Annotated in this window: 18 protein-coding genes; 15 read left to right on the forward strand and 3 right to left on the reverse strand. The window is 41.3% G+C overall.

Going from position 1 to position 25948, the window contains the following annotated elements:
* Positions 1 to 107: 107 nt before the first annotated feature.
* From HMPREF0999_RS14805 to HMPREF0999_RS14815, 3 genes are read right to left on the reverse strand one after another with little or no spacing between them, the layout of a single operon-like run.
* Positions 108 to 1664 carry a M81 family metallopeptidase gene (locus HMPREF0999_RS14805; RefSeq protein WP_009276266.1) on the reverse strand — a complete coding sequence of 519 codons (1557 nt, stop codon included), beginning with the start codon at positions 1662 to 1664 and terminating at the stop codon, positions 108 to 110.
* Between the two features lie 34 nt (positions 1665 to 1698).
* A complete protein-coding gene (locus HMPREF0999_RS14810) occupies positions 1699 to 3210 on the reverse strand; it encodes a RagB/SusD family nutrient uptake outer membrane protein (RefSeq protein WP_009276267.1) in 1512 nt (503 codons plus the stop codon).
* Positions 3211 to 3223: 13 nt separating this feature from the next.
* The gene (locus HMPREF0999_RS14815; protein ID WP_009276268.1) at positions 3224 to 6418 is read right to left on the reverse strand and encodes a SusC/RagA family TonB-linked outer membrane protein; all 3195 of its coding nucleotides are present in this window, start codon (positions 6416 to 6418) and stop codon (positions 3224 to 3226) included.
* Positions 6419 to 7324: 906 nt separating this feature from the next.
* Here HMPREF0999_RS14815 and HMPREF0999_RS14820 point away from each other — a divergent pair.
* From HMPREF0999_RS14820 to HMPREF0999_RS14890, 15 genes are all read left to right on the forward strand, one after another.
* On the forward strand, positions 7325 to 8257 hold the full coding sequence (locus HMPREF0999_RS14820) for a tyrosine-type recombinase/integrase (protein ID WP_005855471.1): 933 nt from the start codon (positions 7325 to 7327) through the stop codon (positions 8255 to 8257).
* Positions 8258 to 8676: 419 nt separating this feature from the next.
* Positions 8677 to 9339: a transcription termination/antitermination NusG family protein gene (locus tag HMPREF0999_RS14825; RefSeq protein WP_005865210.1), complete on the forward strand. Its 663-nt coding sequence runs from the start codon at positions 8677 to 8679 to the stop codon at positions 9337 to 9339.
* 9 nt (positions 9340 to 9348) lie between these two features.
* Positions 9349 to 9786 (forward strand): hypothetical protein, encoded by a 438-nt coding sequence (locus tag HMPREF0999_RS14830; RefSeq protein WP_009276270.1) that lies wholly within the window; start codon positions 9349 to 9351, stop codon positions 9784 to 9786.
* A 238-nt stretch (positions 9787 to 10024) separates the two neighbouring features.
* Complete coding sequence (locus HMPREF0999_RS14835; RefSeq protein WP_009276271.1) at positions 10025 to 11974, forward strand: polysaccharide biosynthesis protein; 1950 nt, start codon at positions 10025 to 10027, stop codon at positions 11972 to 11974.
* Positions 11975 to 12008: 34 nt separating this feature from the next.
* Positions 12009 to 12437, forward strand: coding sequence for a BT0820 family HAD-type phosphatase (locus HMPREF0999_RS14840; RefSeq protein ID WP_005855481.1), 429 nt, complete (start codon positions 12009 to 12011; stop codon positions 12435 to 12437).
* 49 nt (positions 12438 to 12486) lie between these two features.
* Entirely contained in the window at positions 12487 to 13284 is a 798-nt protein-coding gene (locus HMPREF0999_RS14845; RefSeq protein WP_008780891.1) for a polysaccharide biosynthesis/export family protein, read from the forward strand.
* A gap of 30 nt (positions 13285 to 13314) precedes the next feature.
* A complete protein-coding gene (locus tag HMPREF0999_RS14850; protein ID WP_009276272.1) occupies positions 13315 to 15762 on the forward strand; it encodes a GumC family protein in 2448 nt (815 codons plus the stop codon).
* A 51-nt stretch (positions 15763 to 15813) separates the two neighbouring features.
* Positions 15814 to 16791 (forward strand): glycosyltransferase family 2 protein, encoded by a 978-nt coding sequence (locus HMPREF0999_RS14855; RefSeq protein WP_009276273.1) that lies wholly within the window; start codon positions 15814 to 15816, stop codon positions 16789 to 16791.
* Between the two features lie 53 nt (positions 16792 to 16844).
* Complete coding sequence (locus tag HMPREF0999_RS14860; protein WP_009276274.1) at positions 16845 to 18272, forward strand: O-antigen polysaccharide polymerase Wzy family protein; 1428 nt, start codon at positions 16845 to 16847, stop codon at positions 18270 to 18272.
* A gap of 29 nt (positions 18273 to 18301) precedes the next feature.
* Positions 18302 to 19816, forward strand: a complete 1515-nt coding sequence (locus HMPREF0999_RS14865; RefSeq protein ID WP_009276275.1) for an oligosaccharide flippase family protein — start codon at positions 18302 to 18304, stop codon at positions 19814 to 19816.
* Positions 19817 to 19882: 66 nt separating this feature from the next.
* The gene (locus tag HMPREF0999_RS14870) at positions 19883 to 21130 is read left to right on the forward strand and encodes a glycosyltransferase (protein WP_009276276.1); all 1248 of its coding nucleotides are present in this window, start codon (positions 19883 to 19885) and stop codon (positions 21128 to 21130) included.
* An 86-nt stretch (positions 21131 to 21216) separates the two neighbouring features.
* Positions 21217 to 22410 carry an ATP-grasp domain-containing protein gene (locus HMPREF0999_RS14875; protein WP_226766751.1) on the forward strand — a complete coding sequence of 398 codons (1194 nt, stop codon included), beginning with the start codon at positions 21217 to 21219 and terminating at the stop codon, positions 22408 to 22410.
* A 3-nt stretch (positions 22411 to 22413) separates the two neighbouring features.
* Positions 22414 to 23013: a sugar transferase gene (locus HMPREF0999_RS14880; protein WP_009276278.1), complete on the forward strand. Its 600-nt coding sequence runs from the start codon at positions 22414 to 22416 to the stop codon at positions 23011 to 23013.
* On the forward strand, positions 23013 to 24218 hold the full coding sequence (locus HMPREF0999_RS14885) for an acetyl-CoA carboxylase biotin carboxylase subunit family protein (protein WP_009276279.1): 1206 nt from the start codon (positions 23013 to 23015) through the stop codon (positions 24216 to 24218). Before HMPREF0999_RS14880 ends, HMPREF0999_RS14885 begins: the two co-directional genes overlap by 1 nt.
* Before the next feature lie 48 nt (positions 24219 to 24266).
* Positions 24267 to 25466, forward strand: coding sequence for a DegT/DnrJ/EryC1/StrS family aminotransferase (locus HMPREF0999_RS14890; RefSeq protein ID WP_009276280.1), 1200 nt, complete (start codon positions 24267 to 24269; stop codon positions 25464 to 25466).
* Positions 25467 to 25948: the final 482 nt, after the last annotated feature.

Genomic DNA, 25948 nt, shown 5'->3' on the forward strand with positions numbered 1-25948 from the left:
CACTGCAACCCGGGTTGCAGTGATGCTGCAATGCTTGTGCAGTAATACTGCAACACCTATTGCAGTAACACTGCACAGGCATTGCAGTAAAAAACAATCAATACGATCTATCTGCCATAGTAATGCTTGGCGGAAGGAACCATGATAACGTTCAATTCCGGATCAGCCATGTCTGGATCGATCGGGAACATCGGTCTCACAATATTCTTATAGGGAAGTTTCTTGAAGTCCTGATCCACGCCTCCCCTTGTAAAAGCCATCACCCAATCCGCTTGTATATTGTACCATTGGGTTACAAGGTAACCTTGTTTAACCATTACGATATCCATTTCCTTCGGATCGATACCTGAACCCTCTAGGTTTGGAGTGGGAGACGATGTGCCTACTACCACATAAACGCTTCCGGTCTTTACGATAGCGATATCCCTTTTCCGTCTCCATGATTCTGCGTTCTTGTCTTCTTCCGGGCTGACATAAACCACGGTACCCGACAATTTCACGGGACCTTCGTAGGAATTATCGACCATGGCACCTACCATGCCTTCTACGTGTCCGCCTACGCCGACCTTACGTGCCTGCTTAACCACTTCTTCTCCCGGGATGGAGCAATAAAGAACGCTCTTTCCCTTATCGGTCTGGAATTCCGGGCGTTTCAAGAGCCTCGCCAAAGTCCAAGTGACCTCACCTGAACCACCTCCACCGGGATTATCTCCCATATCACTGATAAAGAAAGGCTTCTTTTTACTTGCTACTGCCAGATCGATACATTTCTCGAGCGAATATCCCGGAGCTTCCAGCGAGAACTGCTTACGGACATCCCAGAATTTCTGGGCGAGTTTCTTCGCCCCGGCTTTAACCTGCTCCTCATCGTCACCGTAAACCATCACGGTTCCTTGGTTCCGTGGGTTGTCTCCCCAAACATAACCGATCCAGATCCCCGCGTCTATCACTCCGGGCATGGCTTCAACCTCGGGAACCAATGCGTACAGCGATTTCGCAGGCTCGACACGGGTACTCGACCATTCGCCGGAAACTAGGACAGGAACAGCAACCCATGCCTTGTATGCCGGACGCCCTTTCCCTGATTCAAGACGTTCCAACAAATTGACAACCCCTCGCCGATGTGATTCACGAGAATCCGCATGCGGTGCTTGACGATAAGTCGTAATCAAATCGGAGTTGAGAGCTACCAACCAAGACGTATTTCCGTGAAGGTCCATCGTGGTGGTAGTCAAGACATCGTTTCCGATCAAGCTACGCACCTTCTCCATGAATTCGCCCTCGGGATCGGCTACGCCTTCCACGCTACAAGCTCCGTGGTTATAAAACCAGAAAGCGTCATAGGGCATATTGGCCTTGATCATCTCCAATGTTTTTTCCACAAACGCGTCGTACGATTCTTTTGTCACGGGGCCTCTTCCACCGCCATAGCCAATCTGCGTGGGAAGCCAAGTGGCCGCCTGTCCCATTGCGGAGTCTGGGCTGAGATAGTCCGGCATTCTTACGGGGTGTCCTACGAGCGGCTGCCTATTCGGGACGAACACGCTGTTTTCTATCTGTATACCGGCAATACCGATACGAGGTTTTTTCTTCTGTCCAAAGACCTCTCCAACGAACGATACGGCCAAGAGACAGATTCCGAGCAATACTAAATTCCTATTCATACTATTATGATTTTTGCGAATTGTTATTTCCTTATTAATTAGTTATTAAACCGTCACTAATATCAATCTCGGTTTGAGGTATAGGCAATACTTCCGCACCGGCGCTGAAAGGAGTCTTAGCTCCAAATTCCGCCTTCTTGGTTCCGTTAAATACTTTCTCGCCCCATCCTACACGTACCACGTCAAAGAACCGGAAGCCTTCCATTCCAAACTCCAGATGACGCTCGTTCATGATGTCTTCAAACAATTGGCTTCCTGTATGGTTTTTAGGAGCCAAGTTGACATGGCTTCTTACCTCATTCAGATACTTTTGCGCATTAGCGATATCGCCGCTGAAATAACAAGCCTCGGCATAGTTCAAATATACCTCCGCGAGGCGGATAAGCCTGAGGTTCGTGGGTTGGTTATTTCCCCGGTTCTCCTCTCTTTGTCCGGGCGCAAGATATAATTTGCGATTGTACCAGCCCGTTCGGTCGTCCGTAACGGGTGCCACATCGCCTTTGGCTGCGGTCTCGATCTCTATGGCCTCTTCCGTGGAAAGGAGAGTGGTCTTCTTTCGTATGACATCCCCCTCGGCATCATAAGCGTCCGCCAAGGCCTGTGTAGGTTGCGCGCAACCGAAGCCGATCGTCATGTTTCGGGGCATAGACATCAATACGTGGCGGTTACCGTTATTTACGTTATACGAGCTTTGAGTGGAAGAGTTATACATATTCACTTCTAGGATCGATGAGGAACAATGCTCGCCGTCCAGTGAGAATTGCCAAGTGTAATCTTCCGGAGCTACTAGGCTATACTCTCCCCCGCACTCATTCTGGAATTTCTCGAAAGCCTTTTTTACCTCATCGTATTTTTTCTCATACAGATAAATACGTGTTTGCATAGCGATGGCCGCGCCTTTGGTAATCCTTCCCGCATAGCTTGACTCGTAGTTAGCCACCTCACTTTTCTTAGGTAATACGCTAACCGCATCGTTCAGGTCTTGCTCGATAACCGAGTATATCTCTTCGACAGACGCACGTCCGAGTCTCTCATGATCGAGATCCAAGACTCCCGTATAGCAAGGAACACCACCAAAGGTTTTCACAAGCTCGAAATAAGTATAGGCGCGAATAAACTTGGCCTCACCGATCATCTGTTCCTTGTCATACTTCGAGAATAGGGCATCGTCTGCCATTTCCATATCCCGTATAAACAAATTGGCCTTATTGATACATTGGTAAGAATACCGATATTTGTTCAAGATCTCGGTATGATCCGCTTGATACTGATAATTCTCCAGTAACGTGAAGGTTTGTGCGTCGTTCGAAGAACCGCTGTAGGTCGCATCATTCGACAACACGTCGCCGAAACATTGCATCGACCATGTGTAACGGAAGTCCTTCATGACAGAATAGACAGCGGTCAGACGCAAGAAAGCTTGTCTTTCCTCTGATATCTCTCCAGCCTCCGGACTTCCTAACGGAGCTAAATCCAAATCTGCGCAACTGCTGAATCCTGTTAAAATCGCTAGTACGATTCCTATGATATATTTGTTTTTAAACATGACATTATAAATTTTAAAAAGTAACATTAATACCTCCGGTGAATGAAATGTTCTGAGGATAGATACCGTAATCTATGCCTCTAGACAAAGAGCTGGATTGACCCACTTCCGGATCCATACCCGAGTAACTAGATATCGTAAACAAGTTCTGGCCGCTTACATAAAAACGTACCTTCTGTAGTTTTATCCTCTGCGTGAGAGAAGCGGGCAGGGTATAACCTAGCTGGGCATTTCTCAAGCGGAAATAAGTCCCGTTTTCTACGTACATGTCCGAGAAGCGGTCATTGTCGTTTACGTCCGTAGCCGTCAGGCGAGGGATGTCCGTATTTGTATTATTTGGCGTCCAATAGTTCATTAACGCTCTATCCTTGTTCGTTATATCGTTCGGGAAGTAGGTGTAATAACGCATCGCGTTAAATATCTGATTACCGATTGTTCCACCAAACTGCAAATTGAGGTCGAAGCCTTTCCACGCCATACCCATGTTGATACCGTATATGATATCCGGAATAGGATTACCGATCATGCATCTATCACTTGAGTCTAACTTGCCATCGCCATTCGTATCTACGAACAATACATCGCCCAATTCGGCATTAGGTTGGAAATCCGCCCGCTTAACGGCATTCAACTGTTCCTGTGTTTGGATAAGCCCGTCTGTCTTATAGCCCCAGAACGCACCGATAGGCATACCTTCATTCGTATAGGTGAGGTACATGCTTCCGTTTCGGAATGGTCCATCGGAGATTGGTGTGCCACCATTCAATTTCGTCATGCGGTTACGGATGGTCGACATATTTACTCCCACGTTGTATTCGAAACCGCTTTCGGTCTTGTCTCTCCACTCGAGATTCATCTCGATACCGCGGTTGTTCGCCTCGCCGATATTGGTGTAGGTGTTGCTGGCATATCCCATGTAGATAGGCATAGGAGCGGCCAGCAGCATGTCCTTCGTTGTCTTGTAATAATACTCGAAGCTGAAGACCATGCGGGTGTTAAAGAAGCTTGCGTCAAGACCGATATTCAGAGATTCAGTGGTTTCCCATTTAATATCCGGATTGCCCAATCTGCTCACGGCAATACCTTGATACAAGGTCTCATTCTCTCTCGCTCCGAATAAAGCGCCGTATTGCGTACTCAATGACAGCAAACTACGATCCACATAATTGGTGATATTCTGATTTCCGATCTGTCCCCAGCCCCCGCGGAGTTTCAAGGAGGAAACCCATTCGGCGTTCAATTTCTGGAAGAACGGTTCGTTGTCGATTCTCCAACCTAGAGCGAACGAGGGGAAGTTACCCCAGCGATTCTTGGAAGAGAATTTAGAGGAGCCGTCTCGCCGGAAAGTGGCCGTAATAAGGTATTTGTTATTGTAATCGTAGTGTAGGCGGCCCAGATAAGACATCAAACCATATTCCGTAGCGCTATTGCTGGCCGTGGTCTTGTTCTTGTCCAGCGTAGCGTCTATATAATGCAGGTTATCCGACTCTCCGATAAGATCTCTCGCGTTTACGCTCAAGGTTTCCTGCTTACCCCATTCGTTGGTATAACCTACGAGAGCGGATATGGAGTGCTTCTCGGCAAACGTTTTCTCATACGAAAGGGTATTCTCGAACGTATAGTAGTGCCCTTTGGTCTGCGACTTCGATAAACTACTCTCTAAATTTCTTTGGCTTGAGGATACCTCATAGACAGGCGAGAAGGTTTTATTGTCTACCCTTCTGATTTCCGCTCCGAAGCTACTCTTGAACTTCAATCCTTTTATAATCTGCCATTCCCCATACATATTGCCGATGAAAGCAAGTTTCTCCCGCTGATTATCCCGATACATGATACTTGCCAATGGGTTATAGTAGTCAATATAAGGAGAGTAACCATATGAACCGTCTGCGTTTTGGGCGGGAGTTACCGGATCCAAACGGATTGCGTTACTTACGACACCATAGTCGGAGTCGTACACATTACTACTGTTGCGCTCACTAATACTTGCGTCGGTAGATCTCGCGATCGACGCGTTGGTACCCACTACCAAATGATCTTTGAGCACCGTTTTTTCCGTGCTTTGACGGACACTGAACCGTTCGTAGTTGGATTTCTTGATCGTTCCATCTTGGTTGATATAGTTCAAGCCCAGATTGAATTTATAGTCGTTCTCTTTACCACCGCTTATGCCGACACTGTAGTTATGCATAAAGGCCGTATGCGTAATCTCGTCCATCCAATTGGTGGAAACATTACGATTAACAAGGGCCAAGTTGATGGGAACGCTCCTCACTGTGTTCAACTGTTCCTGATAGTCGTACCATTCTGGACCTGACATCAAATCGAGATTATTCAATATTTTGTTCATACCCCAATACGCATCGAGCGTAACGGTGGTTTTTCCAGCGGCGCCTTTTTTCGTAGTGATAAGGATTACGCCGTTCGCACCGCGGGAACCGTAGATAGCGGAAGCGGAAGCGTCTTTAAGCACCTCCATAGACTGTATATCCGATGTGTTCAGGTAGTTTATATCCGTCACGGGCATCCCGTCCACGACGAACAATGGTTCCGCGTCGTTTACCGTACCGACACCTCTGATACGGATCGTGGCGGCGGAACCCGGAGATCCGGAACTGGAAGTGACGGATACACCGGTAGCCAAGCCTTGCAATGCGGTAGAAACATTGGCCACTGCTTGGCGAGCGATTTTCTCCTCGCTCACGGACGAGATAGCCCCCGTGATATCACTTTTCTTCATCGTACCGTAGCCAATCACTACCACCTCATCCAACTTTTGTGTGTCCTCTTGCAAGGAGATGCTTAAAACCGATTTATTGCCTACCGGAATCTCCTGGTTCATATAACCGATATAGGACACTTGTAAAATAGCGTCTTTGGCTACTTCTAACGTGAATTTTCCATCTATATCCGTTATTGTCCCGTTTGTTGTCCCTTTTACCATCACATTGGCGCCAATTATCGGCATACCGGTAGCATCAATCACGGTTCCGGTGATCTGACGGGTGTTTTGTTGCGGGGTGGATACGATTGATGGTTTCTCTATAATCATGATGTCGCTTTTAATGCGCATGTTTGGGGAGTGTACGGAAGCGTATACACCTGTGGTAAAAACAAATAGCGGGATTGAGGTTAACTTCATGACTCTGCCCAATTTAGTTTTTGTGTTTAATCGGGGGTTAGGATTCCCCTTACAAATTTCATTCATACATTTGTAATGTTTTAGTGTTAGTATTAATTGATTTAAAGGCGTTTAGAAACTTGTTTGGCTGGATTATAAGCCATATCTTCCAGCCAGTTTCCTTGCTAGATATGGTTCATGATGGCTCCTGTTTCATAGGCTCTCCTTTCTTTAAGATTAACTTTAGTAAACTGAATATGTTTATTTGGTTGTTTGATTTGCAATATTCGTGAAAAAAAACGACACCTGCAAGCAAGTCTCTGCTAATTTAATATTGTGTATTCAATTGATAGAAGTCATTAATACGGCTTAATTATGTCAATTTGTCATTTCTCTCTCCTTCTGCTTCTTGTATTTGAGATAGGATAGGGTGTGTGTTTATTATATGCGATTCTCTGGTAGTTAAGCCCTGACGAATAGAATGTGTATGAAGGAAAATACTTGCAGTTTGCCTTCTTTTTATCAATATCCGCCGAATTATTATATCTCTTGTTTCAGAAAACTAATAAATGCTTCCTGAATAGTATTTGAAAATCAATTGACTTTTTTGCCGTTCTAGGGTGCAAAGGCTCTAATATAGTCTCGATTTTCAGTGTACAGAAGATTATGATTAAAAGTAGATCCCAACTAAATTAGAGTAAGTGCCGGATAATTCGAACTAGGTGCCGGGTAGATGTCGGTTATCTGCCGGGAAATAGAAATTATAAGCCGACTAAATACATACAAGTTTAGGATATATCCTAAAAAATGTGCTGTTTTGGGTACTAAATTCCATAATAATCGGTTTAAAAGCAATTGTTTTGAAAAAGTCTGTGTTTGAAATATATTTAAAAAGTTAACATTATGATAGTGTTTCGGTAATTCTTTTTGCATTCAGATAGTATGAGTTACATTTGTCAATTCATTTCAAATATTATTTAAAAACAGAGAGATATGGATGAGAAAGGATTCGTGGAAGGGGTGAGAAGGTATATGTCCCAGTTACGAGAGGAAAAGCGTTATTCCTCCGCCAAAAGTTATCAGGATGCGTTGAACTCCTTTATAAAGTATAGTGGAACAGAGAACATTTCCTATTCGGATATCAATAAGGCCAATCTTCACCGATATGAGGCTTATTTGCTGGAGAAAGGCTGCATGTGCAACACGGTTTCCACTTATATGCGTCGTATCCGTTGCGTCTATAACAAGGCGATCGAAGATGGTGATGCGGAATATATCCCTGGTTTGTTCCAAGGAGTTTTTACGGGAGTGGAGAGTAAGCGCAAGAAATCCCTATCCTTAGAGAACCAACATAAGTTGATGACGGTGAAGGTAGAGAGTGAGGTGCTAAGGGAGACACAACTGGTCGTTTGTCTGTTGTTTCAGTATGCAGGAATGTCGTTCGTGGACTTCGCCCACCTAAAAGAAAGGAATATCAAAAACGGGATATTGGACTATAATCGGCAGAAGACAGGCACACCGATGAGACTGGAAATTTTGGATACGGCAGAATTGATGCGCAAGGAATTAATGGGTGACAAGAGGCCGGCCTCAGGCTATTTATTCCCTTTTTTGAGTGGAACGAAGACGGGCTATGAGGCATATCTCGAATACAATGCGGCCCTATCCCGGTTCAATCGAAATTTGAAGGCGTTGAAAAAGGCCGCTGGAATAGCATCGGATGTTACCTCTTATACGATCCGCCATTCCTTCGCCATGGCATTGAAAGAGCAAAATGTCCCTATAGAAATGATCAGTGAATTATTGGGGCATAAGTCCATCAAGACCACCCAGATTTATCTGAGAAGTTTCTCTTTGGAAAAAATGACAGAGGTGAATAGCACTTGCTTTGGTTGTGTCTATAATTATGTGTCGAAAGTGGGATGAGGCTACTTAGTGAGTAGCGTTTGTTTCACGCCGCAAATGTAGTAAAAAATAACAAAAAACAAGCAATCATTAGGGTTTGTTTGTGTTTCCAGTTGGATTCTCGTTAAATATTCGTTCTTATTTCTGATGTATAGACATGGCAATAGAGACGAAATGGCCTCGTATTTCCGAAATCATCACGTCCCCCCCTAAAATCGAACATACATTCTTGTAGAGATGGGTATACCCCGTCTCATCCCCTCTAAAAGATGTTTTAAATTACTGTCAGACGGTGGGAGATGGAGCATGCTCCGTCTCTACAACTTGGTAATAACCATTCTCCCACCTTTTGCGCTACTCACTAAGTAGCCTAATTTCTCACATGGCGAAAAAGGGTTATGGTGTATATATCAAACTATCTCTTTTAAGCAATCAACGAGATGCGAGCGAATGTTGTAAAAACGGTTGTAAATTCGGTACCTCATGAGGGTATCGACGCCGTAGGCGTTGAAAGAACCATTCCTGAAAACCCGTTACGGCGAAAATCTGATCAGAAACATTGGTACATCGCTATCGTCAACAACAAGTCCGAGAAACTATGCCGTGACAAGCTGGAAAAGCGCATAGCCAGTCAGCCGGAAGGCGAGAAGGACTATGAGGTTTATATAGCCTCCCAAAAAGAGATGTGTCTTCTGCCAAGCGGCAAGCGTAAGCAAGTAGACCGGATCGTCTTCCGTTCCATTGTATTCATCCGTTGCACCGATGTCTTGCGTAGGAAGGAGATCGTGCATCTTCCTTATATCAAACGTTTCATGGTAAACATAGCTGGCGAACGGTCTGGAGGCATACGCCCCGTAGCCTTCATTCCGGATGAGCAGATGGTGAAACTCCGTAGGATGCTGGACGATTCCGAAGAGCCTGTCATTATCGATCCCCGTCCGCTGCCTCTTGGAGCGAGGGTACGCATTAACGGCGGTAAGTTGCATGGTCTAGAAGGTAACGTGCTGGAAGTGGAGGATGGCAATCTTAACTTTGTGATCCGTGTAGATCTACTGGGATGTGCCAAAGTAAATATCACCCGTGACCTGCTAGAGCTATTATGATACACATAGATGGATACGCACTATGGTAAAAAAGAGGATAGATCCGGAGTACGCCTTATCTCGTTGTTAGGAAACCATTTGAAAGAGATTCTTAAGCGAGAGTCGGATAATCGTGCCTTCATCCATCTTTACTGTACGGGTCCGTATTGGGTGGCGTTCGAGAAATCAGCTTACCTGTTACGCCAAATATCTTCCCGTACCTTAGTGACCCCGTTAAGCCTCACCACGTACCCGTTTCCAATCGTGATGGTCTCTTGGACAGATGGCGAGTTACGTTCCTATACACGTAACCATCTTTTCCATTGCGAAGGCAATGACTACGGTCGGTTATCCGTCCCTACTCGTACGCTTGACGGTTACAAGGAGTGGCATAAGGAAGAGGTGAGGTATTTTCCGATGCAGGAAGTAAAAAACACGTCCATGGATCGTGACATGGAGATTGATTAAAGATACTTCTGAGGTTCAAGAGAGCCTCCAATCAAGAATATATTATCGCTAGGTCGCAATTAGAAAATGAGAATTAGGCGGCCGATATCGATCAAGAGGTCAGCTATCTCTAGTAGCGAGGAGAGTCCCTTTTTCTTTAACCGATAGACTAGACTCTTGCTTTAGCTTATACCACTCCAACCACTTGAGAGGTTCGGTCGCTTATTATTATAGTTAGATAGATATGAATAAAACAAATATGGAAAAGGTGAAATATCGTTATAATCGCTGGCGTTTAGCGCTGGGGCGTCTGGTAAATTTGCGGTATATCAACCGCTGGATCATTTTTTGTGCGGATCTTTTCATTTCCCTATGTGTATCTTTGATAGGAGTGCTGGGATTATTGTCCATCATGCATGTATACATAAGCGGGATTAGTGTATTAAAGGTAGGAATAGCTTCCTTTGTGGCCAGTATCCTTTCTTTTCTTACGTTCAAGGTTTATCACGGGGTGATCCGTCATTCCACGCTACGTGGACTATGGAGGATTGGTGGTGTCGCCATCACAAAATCCATCCTCATGTTCATACTGCTTCATCTTTTGAGGGCGGATTTCAATTCCTCTATATATTGGGTGGGAGGGATAACCGATTGTATGTTGACGATTGTTCTGCTGATCACCTTACGTGTATTCGTGATTAATGTATATAATAGCGTGTTGTCCCAACTTGGAAAAAAGCGCAAGCGTGTACTGGTGTTCGGTATGGATGAGGATAGCGTGATGATAGCCACATCACCCAATCGGCAAGTATTCATGCAAAATTATAGCATCATCGGCTTCTTGACGTTTGGTAGCGCTAAAAAGAACCTTCGCATAGCGGAACTTCCCGTTTACCAGATCGAGGACATTGATGACTTGTTGCGTCTGATCCCCAGAAATAACTTGGATGGTATCCTTTTCCCGAATATAAAGACCGTCCGACGAGAACGTGATCGTTTGATTCATTATTGCGAGCAGGCCTCCTTGAAGCCTCTCGTGGTTCCTGATATGGAGGAGGTCCATGAGGGCGGAATGAAGCGTTCAGTCCGTGAGATCCGTATTGAGGACTTGCTGGGTCGTGAGGAGATCAGTATAAATCTGGGCGAGATCGGTCTCTTATTGAAAGATAAGACGATCCTTGTTACGGGAGCGGCCGGTAGCATTGGTAGCGAGATCTGCCGCCAGCTGGCGCATTTCCCGATCAAGAAACTGATCTGCCTTGATGCCGCCGAGACTCCGATGCATGACTTACGCCTGGAATTGGAGGAGAAGTATAAGGAACTGGATTTTGTACCTATCATAGGCGATGTCCGGAATCCGGACCGTGTAGATTACGTATTCCGCAATTGGCATCCCCAGGTAGTATTCCATGCGGCAGCTTATAAGCACGTCCCCTTGATGGAAGAGAACCCTTGCGAGGCTGTTCGTACCAACGTGTTTGGTACCCGAGTGATAGCGGATGCCGCCGTAAGCTATGGTGTAGAGAAATTCGTGATGATCAGTACGGATAAGGCCGTTAATCCAACGAATATCATGGGATGTAGCAAGCGCCTCGCTGAGATATATGTGCAGAGCTTGAGTGTGGCGATCAGTAAGGGGGCTCTAGCGGGAAACACTAAGTTTATCACGACCCGTTTCGGTAATGTATTAGGAAGTAATGGCTCCGTGATACCTCGTTTTCGCGATCAGATCGCCAAAGGAGGCCCAGTTACGGTAACCCATCCCGATATCATCCGCTACTTCATGACAATCCCCGAAGCCTGCCGTTTGGTGTTGGAAGCCGGTACGATGGGCAAGGGCGGCGAGATATTCATCTTTGATATGGGTGAGCCGGTCAAGATCGCTGACTTAGCGAAGCGTATGATCGAGCTTTCTGGTTTGCAGGTGGATAAAGACATAGAGATTAAATACACAGGTCTTCGTCCCGGTGAGAAATTATATGAGGAACTATTGAGCAACAAGGAGAATACGAAGGAAACCCCTCATGAGAAGATTCGTGTGGCAGCAGTCCGGGAGTACGCCTACAAGGATGTGGTAGAGCACATTGATCTATTAGCTGAATTATCCCTTCATGTACATATTCTTCCTATGGTGAAAGAGATGAAATCCTTCGTCCCCGAGTTCAAGAGCCAAAACTCTCAATTCACGAGATTGGACGGAGTGAATTAGTAATTTAGTTGGTAGTTATAAATCTGAATTATAAATGATTATCGCAGTAGATTTTGACGGAACAATCGTTGAGCATAAATATCCGGCGATAGGGAAGGAGATCCCTTTCGCTTTCGAGACATTGAGAAAGTTACAAACAGAACACCACAAGCTGATCTTATGGAGTGTGCGAGAGGGCAAGCTTTTGGATGAGGCTGTCACCTTTTGCCGAGAGCGGGGCTTGGAGTTTTACGCCGTGAACCGAGATTATCCGGAAGAAGAGAAAAACCTGAACAACCATTTCTCCCGTAAGCTGAAGGCCGATATTTTTATTGATGACCGTAATCTTGGTGGTCTCCCGGACTGGGGTATGATTTACGAGATGGTGAGTAAAAGACTTTCCTATGAGGATTTAATGCGGAAATACGAGTCGGAATACGAACCGGAGAAACCGAAAGGCCTTTTCTCTCGTTTGTTTCGCTAAATCCATATCATTCTGTGTTCAATGAAATAAAAAAAGAAAACAAAATAATATGAAAATCAAAAGATTACTACTTTTATTAGCTCTACCTCTATTGGTAGCGAGTTGTACTTCTTACAAGAACGTACCATATCTCCAAAACCCAGAGGCAGTGAACGATTTTGAGGAGACCCTTCCGTTGTATGACGCCAAGATCATGCCAAAAGACTTGTTGAGCATCACGGTCAATACGACAGACCCGAAGGCTGCGACCCCATTCAACTTGACGGTACAGACTCCAATCAATGCGGCTTTGACAAATATCAGTACGACCACGCAACCGACCATGCAGCAATACTTGGTGAATAATAAAGGAGAGATCGATTTCCCTGTTATCGGTCGCTTGGAAGTGGGTGGTCTCACCAAGAACGAGGCGGAGGACTTGATTCGTGAGCGTTTGAAACCTTATTTGAAGGAATCCCCGATCGTTACGGTCCGTATGTCTAATTACAAGATCTCCGTGTTGGGTGAGGTGGCCCGTCCGGGTAGCTTCACGATCGGCAACGAGAAGGTGAACGTTCTGGAGGCTTTGGCGATGGCAGGTGATATGACGATTTACGGTGTCCGTGATAACGTCAAGCTGATCCGTGAGGACGTGAACGGTAAGCGTGAGATCATTAACTTGAATTTGAATAATGCCGAAGTCGTGACTTCCCCGTATTATTACCTGAAGCAAAACGATATTATTTACGTGACCCCGAACAAGACGAAGGCTAAGAACTCCGATATCGGTAACAGCACGACCCTTTGGGTAAGCTCACTCTCGATTCTGGTATCTATTGCCGGCCTGTTGGTAAACATACTTAAGTAATTGAAAATTGAGAATTGAAAATTAAGAGAGATGATAGACGAACGGATAAATAATAACACTGGGATAGAGAACGAGGAACAAGAGATTGATTTGGTCGCTCTTTTATTTAAATACCTTTTTTATTGGCGTTGGTTTGTGGCTAGTATATTGATATGTTGCATCGCCACTTACCTGTTTCTTCGTTATCAAACGCCTGTATATAACATTTCCAGTTCCGTGTTGATAAAGGAGGAGGATAAGCGAAGCGGTTCGGGCAACAATCCGTTGGCGGCCATTCAAGACTTGGGAATGTTTTCCATGACAAATAATTTTGATAACGAGGTGGAGATATTGAAATCCCGTACATTGATAAAAAAAGTCGTGAACGACCTGAATTTATATGTTCGTGTAGCGGAAAAGCGAGCGTTCGGTTATGCGATGCCTCTTTATAAGAATAGTCCGGTGCGGATTTATATGACACCGGAAGAGGCCGATAAATTGGAGGAGCCGATTAAGCTGGATCTTACATTTACAAAAACAGGAAAATTGTCTGTTAAGGCTGAATATGTGCAAGATAAGGAAGAGCAAGAGATAGAACAGGCATTTGATCAATTGCCGGCGGTGTTACCAACACCTGTGGGTGTTTTAAGCTTTACGCAAGGCGATACCTTGTATATGGAAGAAGAGGAAATCGCTTTACGTGTTACCATAAATACGCCGACGGAGACCGCCGAGGATTATATGAAAGACTTGAGCGTGACCGCCTCTTCCCAGACCACGACGATAGCGAAGATCAGCGTGAACAATACAGTAAAGGAGCGAGGCGTGGATTTCGTGAATCGTTTGGTTGCGTTCTATAATCAAGATGCGAACGATGAGAAGAATGAGGTAGCTCAGAAAACCGCTGAGTTCATAGAGGAGCGTATCGGTATAATTAACCATGAGTTGGGTACGGCGGAGAGCGAGTTGGCGGATTTCAAGCAACGATCCGGTCTGACGGATTTGACAAGTGATGCCCGTCTAGCCTTACAAGAGAGTTCCAAGTATGAGCAGCAACGTACGGAGAACGCTACACAGATCAGCTTGGTTCAATTTCTGCGTACCTATATCAACGATCCGGTCAACAAGGAAGAGGTAATTCCTGCAAACGTAGGGTTACAGGATCAAAACCTCACTAGGGTGATTGAACAATATAACACGATGATCATCGAGCGTAAACGTTTATTACGTACCTCTTCGGAAAATAACCCGGCGATGATAAACATGAACACCGGCGTTGAGGCGATGAGACGCAATGTCGAGACAACCGTGAATAGTGTCTTGCGAGGACTACAAATCGCCCAGAAAGATATTGAGCGTCAGGCTAGTAAATTTGAGAGCCGGATTAGTGATGCTCCAAAGCAAGAGAAAGAGTTCATGACTATTTCTCGCCAGCAAGAAATCAAGGCGACTTTATATATCATGCTGTTGCAGAAGCGGGAGGAAAATGCGATCACATTGGCAGCCACGGCTAATAATGGTCGTATTGTAGAGGAACCATTACCCGGGAAGGATCCTGTGGCTCCCAAGAAGCTCGTGTTTTTATTGGCTGCGTTTGTGGTGGGCCTGTTTATTCCGGTGGGAATCATCTTTGTCGTGGAATTATTGAAATATAAGATCGAGAATCGTGGCGATGTGGAGCAATTGACGAATGTTCCGATTTTGGGCGAATTGCCCTTGTGTGGTCATAAATCCTCCGATAAGGGAACGATCGTGGTGCGCGAGAATAAGAACGACATGATGGAGGAGACCTTCCGAGGTTTGCGGACCAATCTGCTCTTTATGCTCCGGAAAGATCAAAAGGTCATACTTTTTTCTTCTACGCAGCCCGGAGAAGGTAAGTCTTTCGTGACCGGAAATCTCGCTGTCAGCTTGGCTTATTTGGGAAAGAAGGTGGTAGAGGTTGGTATGGACATCCGTAAGCCGGGCTTGAATAAGGTCTTCGATTTATCGAAAAGGCAGGAAGGAATATCTAATTATCTGATGGATCCGGAGGATAAGGATCTTTTTGACCTTGTGCAGCCTTCCGGCATCAGTCCGAACCTGGATATCCTTTTAGGAGGAACGATTCCCCCGAACCCGACGGAACTGGTAGCCCGTGATACCTTGGAGAAGGCGATAGAGCAATTGAAATCCCGTTATGACTACGTGTTGCTGGATACAGCCCCGATCGGTATGGTAACTGATACGGCCATAATAAGCCGTGTGGCCGACATGTGTGTTTATGTCTGCCGTGCGGACGTGACCCCGAAAGCCGCGTTCTGCTACATTAATGTTCTTAGGGACGAGCATAAATTTGACAAGTTGGCGGTAGTGATCAATGGAATCGACCTGAGTAAACGTAAGAACACCTATGGTTACGGTTATGGTAAGAAATACGGTTATGGCTATGGTAAACATTATGGTTATGGATACGGCTATGGGTATGGTTTTGAGGCGGAGAATAAGAAAAAGGGGTGAGTCTCTATCGAATTATTAAATTATAATCTTTTTTAATCGCAATTAAATAATATGAATATACCCAAAATCGATATAATTGTACCAGTGTATAAGGTCGAGCCATATTTGAGAAAATGTGTTGATTCTTTATTGAATCAAACTTATGATGATTATATAATCTCTTTGGTAGATGATGGTTCTCCAGATGAGTGTCCTGCCATCTGTGATGAATATGCAATCAACTATCCGGAAAAAATCAGGGTTTATCATAAGCAGAATGGGGGATTATCAGATGCGAGGAATTATGCGGTAGAAAGATCAAAATCAGAGTTTGTGATTTTTGTGGATTCCGATGATTGGGTATCGGAGCATTTTATTCAGAATCTAGTTGAAGGACTCGCCTCTAGTGAAATTGATATGGTGGTTTCTCCGTATTACAGGGCAACAGAAACATCGGAAGGAGTTTCTATACGATTGAGTATGCCAACAAAGGCTCCTTGTTGTATGGGAGTGGAAGAAGCTCTAATAGAGTTATGTAGAGAGGAATATTATGGGAATCATGCTTGTTCTAAACTTATCAAACGAAGCTTGATCCTAGCTTATTTATATCCGATAGGTAAATATTTTGAGGATTCTTATACTACATATAAGCATATTGCTCATTCAAGAAAGGTGTCATATATACCTAATCCCGGGTATTATTATCTCCAACGTGAAGGTAGTATCGTACGCTCTGAATTTCAGAGAAGGCATTTAGATCTCATTTATGCAACTCAAGAAATGGTTGAGTATATGATTGACAATGATTTTTCTCGAAGAACTATATCGTTTGGGGTATATAAATTATTCAGAAGTGCTCATGCGACATTTATCCATGCTAGGAAAGAGTCAGATTTTAATGTAATCTATGATGAGGTGCTTATGATTTTAAATCGATATAAGGAATATTTTTCTGTTATTGATCAATCATTAAAGGAGACGATAATTCATAACATAATGATCTTGAATCGTCCATTGTATCATTTTATGATTCTTGGTAAGAAAAAATGAGTAGTTTTTATTATGATATATATTGATAATGTTTTATATATGATTACATGATAATGGTAAGACGATATATAGGGTTTTGGTTGTTTTTGATCTTAAATATGATTTTTGTGTTGTTTTTCTTGGTTAATCAGTCTGAATTCATAATAAGTGCTCTTTTTTTAGTGTGGGTAAATATGACTATATATTCTGTAAGAGACTTGAAATCAAAAGGTATGCTATTTGCTTTTTGTGTGGCTTTTTTTTCATTTCTTATGGGTAGGCATTTACTATCTTATTATTTTGATTATGAGGTGGAAGCCTTTTCAGAAGACGTTAATACACATGCGGAATTGTGTATGTTGCTGAGTTTGGTGACCGTTTTTTTTTCTTATATGTTCTTTTATGTGCGTAATAAGAGGAAAAATAAACAGAGTCATGGTGGATATGTTTTACCTGATAAATATATAAAATTTATACGCAAATATTCTCTTGGAATATTTTGGTTCGCTTTAGTCTTCTCTGTAATCTATGCAATATTCATTGTAGTTCTGGTACATACGATAGGCTATTTGGCCAGCTATACGATCGAAGGAAAGGAGATGATGAGAGGCAATTATTTATTGTTGACACTCAACAGAATAGAGCAGGCTCTTCCTGTTGCTCTCTGTTGTTATCTAGCAACATTGCCAGATCGGAAGTATTGTAACAAAATCTGTGGGTCTTATTTTCTATACTTGATTTTTACACTGCTAGGAGGGCAAAGAGGACCGTTTATCCTAGGGGCTTTATTTTTGATGATATATTATTTCTATCGAAATAAAAGAGATGGTGAAGTATGGGTAAAGAAAAGCTGGGTAAGAATAGGACTGATATCTTTTCCTTTTTTACTTGTCGGGTTGGGGCTTTTTTCTAAAATACGAACTGGAGATCAGATAGAATTTAAAAATATAGGTGACTCTCTTGTGAAATTTGTATATAATAATGGAGTAAGTGTTAATGTGATAAAAAGATCTTATGAGTTAGACTATAAATTAAGATCTGATCGATTTTATTCGATGCATTTTCTTCATGATGGTATCTTTGGATTAGTTTTTGGTTCTGATGGTACAGGTAATAATGCTGATAAGGCTACCGAAGGTTATCATCTAGCTCATGCGCTTCCATATTTAATGTTCCGTGATAAATATCTTGAAGGAGCAGGGACAGGTACAAGTTATATAGCTGAATTGTATCATGATTTTGGTTATATTGGAATAGTATTTGGAAATATAATTTATGGATTTATGTTGGCGTTATTAGCTAAATTTGATAAAAATAAACCATTTAACACATCGATGAAGCTTTTGATTATAACTCGACTTCTTTGGGCGCCACGTGGAGGATTTACTGAATTTATTACAATATTATCGCTTCCTGCTACAATCTTTATATATGTTGTTGTTTTTGTTAGTGTATTTTTTGTGTTTGGTGTTCCACGGAAACGCTGTGCTAAATTAGTATAGACTAAAAATAATTTTTAATTTTGATAGTTGTGAGTGTTTCTGAAAACAATAGGCGTATTGCTCGTAATACGTTACTGCTTTATGGAAGGAAAGCTGTAACCATGTTGATTGCGCTATATTCATCAAGAGTATTACTGCAATATTTGGGAATTGATGATTTTGGATTATATGGACTTGTTGGTAGTATAATTCTTGTTTTTACGTCACTTAAATCAACATTTGCTGCATCTGTTCAGAGATTTCTAAATGTAAATAAGGAAGAGAGTATTGCAAGGGAAAATGAAATTTTCTGCATGGGGATGATAATTCATGTGCTGATTGCTGTTGTCTTTATTCTATTAGCAGAGATTGGAGGTGCGATATTACTCCCAAATCTTAATTTGAATTCTGAAAAACTAATTGTTGCAGGATGTATACTTCATTTTACTATATTTTCGGCAGCAGTCTCTATAATTACAGTTCCTTTTGATGCTCTTGCTATGGCGAATGAGAAATTTGATGCGTTGGCTGTTATTTCTATTATAGATTCTGTTTTACGACTTTGTGTAATATTTATTCTGTCATTTAGTCCGATTCAAAGAGTTGTATTTTATGCGATATTACTTTTGTGTGTAACTATTGTACATATTCTTATGATAGGAGGGTATTGTTATAAAACTTTTAAAACTACAGTGAAATTTCATTTTGTAAAAGATAAAGTTTTATTTAAACGTATGACAGCTTTTGCAGGATGGAATTTCTTTGGTAATTTGGGGTACTATCTCACGAGTGAAGGTGTGAATTTTATTCTTAATATATTTGGTGGAATAGTAGCTAATGCTTCACGTGCAATCTCTTATCAAGTGAAAAATGCGTTACAGACTTTAGTGAATGATATAACTGTTGCTTTTCAACCTCAGAGCATGATGGTTTTTTCAACAGATAAACAACGTTTTTATAATCTTCAATTTTTAGCGACTAAAGCGAGATTTGCTATATGCGTAGTTTTGGGCTTCCCTCTATTTTTATTCATTCCTGAGATTTTGCAAGTTTGGTTGGGAAAACAACCGGAAGGAGCTGCGACCTTTATAAGATGTATTCTATTGTTTGTGGCCATACGTTGTTGGCATGATGCTATTGACACGACTTTTAAATCGGCTGCATGCATGCGAAATTATCAAATATGTGAAATGTCTATTATGCTATTTAACTTACCTGTATCTTGGCTTATGCTTCATTTGAAATTACCTCTGTATAGTGTGTTTATAGTAATGTCTGTTATTGAATTTGTGAATCTGATAGCAATAATGATGTTAGCATATAAGGAGTTAGATTTTATAATAGGGGATTATATTAAGGAAGTAATTATACCTTCGGTATTTATAATTTGTATCATGGGTATAATATATCTAAGTTGTTCTTTTTTTGATATACGTCCTTTTGGATGGATTGAAATGTTCTTTTTCTTAATAGGTGCATTTAGTATTGCGATTGGATTGATTTTTATGGTCTTGTTCTCTCGGATTGAAAGAGAAAAATTAGTGTCCATGATGAAATATAAATAATATTATTGTTGAATAATACTGTTTTATTGATAGATGGTAAATGTTTTTTGATATAATAATTTGAAAATGAGAAATCTAATCCTTCTTGCAAACTTTTTTCCTTATGGTAATGGTGAACCATATTTGGAAACTGAGGTGAAATATTATGAACAGTATTTTGATCGTATTTATATTTGTTCATTGCAGTTAAGAAAAAGAGATCTACAATCTCGACGAGAATTACCTTCAGATAAATTTGAAGTATTCCCAGTTGAAAAAGCACCTAACTATGTTTATCTATTTAACTCACTTAGAGTTTTAGGAAATGCTAATCTTTATAAGGAATTGTGGAAGCTAGGTAAAGAGAAAAGAATGTCTTTTCAGCGTGTGGTGCGTCTGTTTGTTTATCTTAGTCGTTCGTATTATGAGGCTGGAAAAATAAAGAAATGGTTCAAAAGAAAAGTGACTTTTGATAATCTTGATTGTGGGGTTTTGTATTCATACCGTTTTGAATATCAACCTTATGTTGGATTACTGATTAAACAGGTATTACCCAATTTTAAAATTGTAGCTAGAGGGCATGGATTCGATTTGTATGAAGAAAGACATCAGGAACATTATATTCCTTTGCGTGAGTATTTATTGGAAAATCTTGATAAAACGATTATGATTGCACAAGATGGGGTTAATTATCTTGTGGAAAAATATCCTGTCTATAAGGAAAAAGTAATACTTTCTCGTCTTGGAACTATGGATCAAGGTCTGGCAATTCTTCCACAATCAATGGATGAATTTCGACTTGTCAGTTGTTCTACGGTCTCTCCTATAAAACGAATACATCTTATTGTGGAGGCATTAGCCCAAATTAAGAATATTCGAGTTCGATGGGATCATTATGGTGATGGCCTTTTATTGTCTGATATTAAGTGTCTTGCCGTAAAATTGTTGCATGGAAATATTCACTGGCATTTTCATGGGTATGTAGATAATCAAACTTTGATGTCTATTTATCAAAAGAAACCATACCATTTGTTTCTCAACGTTAGTTCATCAGAAGGAGTTCCTGTTTCTATCATGGAAGCCATGTCTTTTGGAATTCCTTGCGTAGCAACAGATGTTGGAGGAACTAAAGAGGTTATTGAAAATTATAAAAATGGGATCTTATTGTCTTCGGATTTTAAGCCCAAAGAACTTGCAGGTTGGATTATGCTTTTTTTTAAAATGGATGAAAAAGAATATCTGCTGTATAGAAATAACGCTCGGACAGGTTGGGAAGAATTTTATAATGCGGATAAAAATTATCGTATATTTTTGAACTTTCTGAATAATATGTGATTAGATGTGATTTGCTGTAATAAGAAAAATACATATACCCTAAAAATCTTCATATAAGTTTAATACTATATTTATTACTCTAATAGATGAAAAGAATAATGATTTTGGGAGCAAGTCTCCTCCAGCTTCCTGCTATAAAGAAGGCTAAAGAAATGGGTCTGGATGTAATTGCTGTAGACATGGATCCGGATGCTGTAGGGTTTAAAGAAGAGGGGATAACGAAATTGCAGATTAGCACGATAGATACACCCCGAATCGTAGAGGCTGCTCGTACTTATCAAATAGATGGGATAATGACGCTTGCTTCCGATATGCCTATGCAAGCGGTCGCTGCGGTGTGTGAAGAGTTGGGATTAATAGGTATTACCCCTCAAACGGCTCTTAATGCGACAAATAAGGCCGAAATGCGTAGATGTTTTAAGGCGCATGATGTTCCTATTCCTGAGTTTTATATAGTTAGTGAGCTTGATGAATTTATGGAGGCGACCAAACATTTTACGACTAAATTTATAATAAAGCCTGCTGATAATTCGGGGAATCGTGGGGTGAAACTTATAACAGATATAGCGGAAGAACAGGTTTTGATCCAAGCTTTTGATTATAGCAAAAAGTACAGTAGGGATGGGCGAGTTCTACTTGAAGAGTATATGGAAGGCGATGAGTTTAGTGTAGAGACAATGAGTGTTGATGGAGTATGCCATGTGATTCAAGTTACGGATAAACTAACTTCTGGTGCGCCCTATTTTGTAGAAATGGGACATACGCAGCCTTCCATGTTTGCGGAAGATATTAAAATGAGGATATCGGAAGTTGCAAAAGCAGGGATTAAAGCATTAGGTATCAATCATGGTCCTTCGCATACGGAAATAAAACTTACGTCTACTGGGCCTAAAATAGTGGAGATAGGCGCAAGATTGGGTGGAGGATGTATTACAACACATCTTGTTCCGCTATCAACAGGGGTAAATATGGTAGAGGCCAATATACGTATAGCTTTAGGAGAAACTCCTGATCTATGTAAGAAATATGATAAAGGTGCGGCTATTCGCTTCCTGCAACCTCTTCCAGGTATTTTTAAGTCGGTAGAAGGTGTAGATGAAGCCAGAGGTATCTCAGGCGTTATTGAGGTTGGATTTATGAAGAAAATAGGTGAAGTTATTCCGGAGCTATCTAATGGACTTGATCGAGTAGGCTATGTTATAACGCAAGGTAATACCCGTGAAGAAGCTGTAAGATTATGTGGGCAAGCTGTCAAAAAGATTAAATTTGAAATGGTGTAAATTATGTATAAAAGTTTTTTTAAGCGTTTATTTGATATTTGTGGTTCACTTTTAGCTATTCCTTTTGTTGTTATTATCGGCTTATTTGTAGGTTTGGCAATTTATTGGGAGGATAAAGGGGATGTATTCTATCTTGCTTCTCGACGTGGTCGTTATGGAAAGATATTTAAGATGTTTAAATTTCGTTCGATGAAAATGAATGCTCCAGATATTCGTAATTCGGATAATTCAACTTATAATTCTCCGGATGATCCAAGAGTTACTAAAGTGGGTAAGTTTATACGTAGAACTTCTATTGATGAATTACCTCAATTTTTCAATGTGTTGATTGGGGATATGAGTTTTATCGGGCCGAGACCTGTAACAATAGATCGCTCTTTTGAGGAATATGATGAAAAACGTAAGATACGTTTGGATGTACGTCCTGGAATTACTGGATATTCACAAGCTTATTTTCGAAATTCTATTTCAAATGAAAAGAAATTAGAGAAGGATGCTTTCTATGCTCGGAATGTCTCTTTTTGGGGTGATCTAAAAATTATTTTAGCAACAATTAATACAGTTATATTTCGCAGAAATATCTATAATAAAAAGAATCAATAATGAATGCTCAAAGGAAACGTTTACTCATATTAGGGGCCGGGCGTGGTCAAATAGGTTTGTATAAAGCAGCTCGTGAGATGGGAGTGATAAGCATTGCAGGGACAATGCCTAACAATAACCCTCCTTGTATACCATTGGCTGATGAGGTATGTTATATGGATATTCTTGATCCGGATGAGGTAGAGAGTAAGACTGCCGATTTACGATTTGATGGTGTGGCAACTTGCTGTCTAGATCGTGGGTTGAAAGCTCTTGGACGATTATGTGATAAACGCTCATTGCCGGGATATTCAGAGGAAGTCGCAGAGCTTTGTAATGATAAGTCAAAAATGAAACTTCGATTTAGTAAATATGGTGTAAATACGGCTGCATTTAAGCAAATATCTTCGGATGAAGATTTATTAGATGCTATAGATAAAATAGGAGGGTATCCTGTGATTATCAAAGCTACAGATCTAGCTGGTAGCCGAGGTATTTATAAAGCTAATAATGAGGAAGAAGCTTTTGAGGGATTTTATAAAGCAAAGAATGTCACTAAGGTTGATTATGTGCTTATAGAGAAATTCTTACAAGGGCGTGAATTTGGGGCACAGGCTTTTATCTCTAATGGTGAAATTCTTTTCGTCATGCCCCATGGTGATATACTTTACCAAGCAGATACGGCTGTTCCTGTAGGACATTATGTTCCTTATGAATGTTCAGATGTTCTTCGAGAAAAAATGACAGAAGAGGCTCGAAAAGCCATAAAGGCTATAGGGCTTGATGATTGCGCTGTTAATATTGATTTTATCGAAGAAGATGGTGTAATATATGTATTAGAGTTAACAGGACGAATCGGTGCTAATTGCTTACCTGAACTTGTAAGTATTAATTATGGACTAAATTATTACAAGATGGTGATTGCGGCAGCTTTAGGTATTGATCCAGTAGAAATATGGAATCAACGTCAAGTTGGTCAAGCTGGTTTGTCGAAAATGATAATTTCGCCAGAGCAGGAAGGAGTCTTGGAAGACATACGATATGTAGGTGAAAGAGACTCCTATATTTATGATTTGACATTCTTTGTACGTCCAGGTTCAGAGGTGAAGAGATTTGCCAATTCAAGTCATTGCTTGGCCCAAATAGTAGTAGAGGGGCAAAATCTTGAAGAGTGTGAGAGAAAAGTTGATTTAGTCACATCTAAAATAGAGATGAGACTAAAATGAGAATTATAAAGAAACGGGATATTTGATCGAGAAATAATTTTAATAAAGATGAAAAAAATACCTTTTTCACCTCCTGATATAACAGTGAGTGAGGTTGATTTAGTATCGGGTGCCCTTTATTCCAGTTGGATTACAACTGGTCCGAAAACAAAAGAGTTTGAGCGTAAGATCGCTGAATACTGCCATACTGATAAAGCTGTATGTTTAAATTCCGCTACAGCTTGTATGGAGTCTATATTGAGAGTATTAGGTGTTGGTCCCGGTGATGAGGTGATTACCAGTGCTTATACGTATACCGCTACCGCTAGTGTGACTTGTCATGTAGGTGCTAAGGTGGTTATGGTGGATACGGCTCCTGATTCTTTCGAGATGGATTATGATAAATTGGTGGAAGCTATAACCCCTAATACAAAAGTAGTGATCCCTGTGGATCTAGGAGGGGTTATATGCGACTATGATCGGATATATGCGTCGCTGGAAAGTAAACGACATTTATTCAATCCTGCGAATGAGATTCAGAAATTGTTTGGCCGAGTAATTGTTTTGGCAGATGCGGCACATGCTTTTGGTGCTCAATGGCATGGGAGGATGTGTGGCGAGGTGGCTGACTTTACATCTTTCTCTTTTCATGCGGTAAAGAATTTAACGACTGCTGAGGGAGGAGCGTTGACGTGGCGTACTATCCCGGGTTTGGATAATGAGGCTTTATATAAGCAATTCCAGCTTCTTTCGTTGCATGGGCAGAATAAAGACGCTCTTGCAAAAACACAGCTAGGGACTTGGGAGTATGATATCGTGGCACCTTATTATAAATGTAATATGACTGATATCATGGCTGCTATCGGTTTGGCTCAATTTGAACGTTATGACGGGATGCTTGCTAGACGCCAAGAGATTATCCGTCGTTATAACGAGTCTCTGAGATCTTATCATGTGCAAACTCTTAATCATTTAGATGGTGATCATATCTCCAGCGGACATTTATATTTGGTAAGATTGTTGGATAAATCCTTGGAACAACGAAATGATATTGTTATCAAAATGGCTGAACGTGGGATAGCGTGCAATGTACATTATAAACCTTTACCTATGATGACGGCCTATAAGAACTTAGGCTTTGATATCGCGGATTATTCAAATGCTTACAATCAATACCATAACGAGATTACTCTTCCTTTACATACCTTACTTTCTGATGAGGATATTGAGTATGTGATCTCTAATTTTATCGATATAATCTCCCAATAAACACATATAATAGCCCGGGATGATAAATGAGAGCAGTCCGTCGGAAAGATCTGGGAATCGACGACAACAAGCTGCGGTAGTTTTTCATAATTTATTTGGACGTAATAAGGTACTTAAGTATTTTGGCTGAGAAACAATTGTAGAGTAAACTTGTTTCATCAATAAAAAACAAAAGGGACAACCTTTTTATTACTAAGTACAAACCGGGTCATATTAGACTGAAAGTAGTCAACAAAATTCGTTAAACTACATTTAGTGTATAAAACAAAAGTTTAGCAAGCGGAAAACTTTAGTTTTCCTTAAGGGAAACAAAAGTTTTTTCAGCACGAAACTTTTGTTTTCTCTAAGAGAAACTCTTATTCGCTTCGCTTCCTACATCTATTACCTGCGGAATCGACATGCGCTAGATGCACGACACCAGCGAACCATAATTATGATTCTTTTTTTTGAGATTCTCCTTAAAATATGGTAGATGCATACTG

The organism is Parabacteroides sp. D25, assembly GCF_000307475.1.
In the GTDB taxonomy this organism is placed as follows: Bacteria; Bacteroidota; Bacteroidia; order Bacteroidales; family Tannerellaceae; genus Parabacteroides; species Parabacteroides distasonis.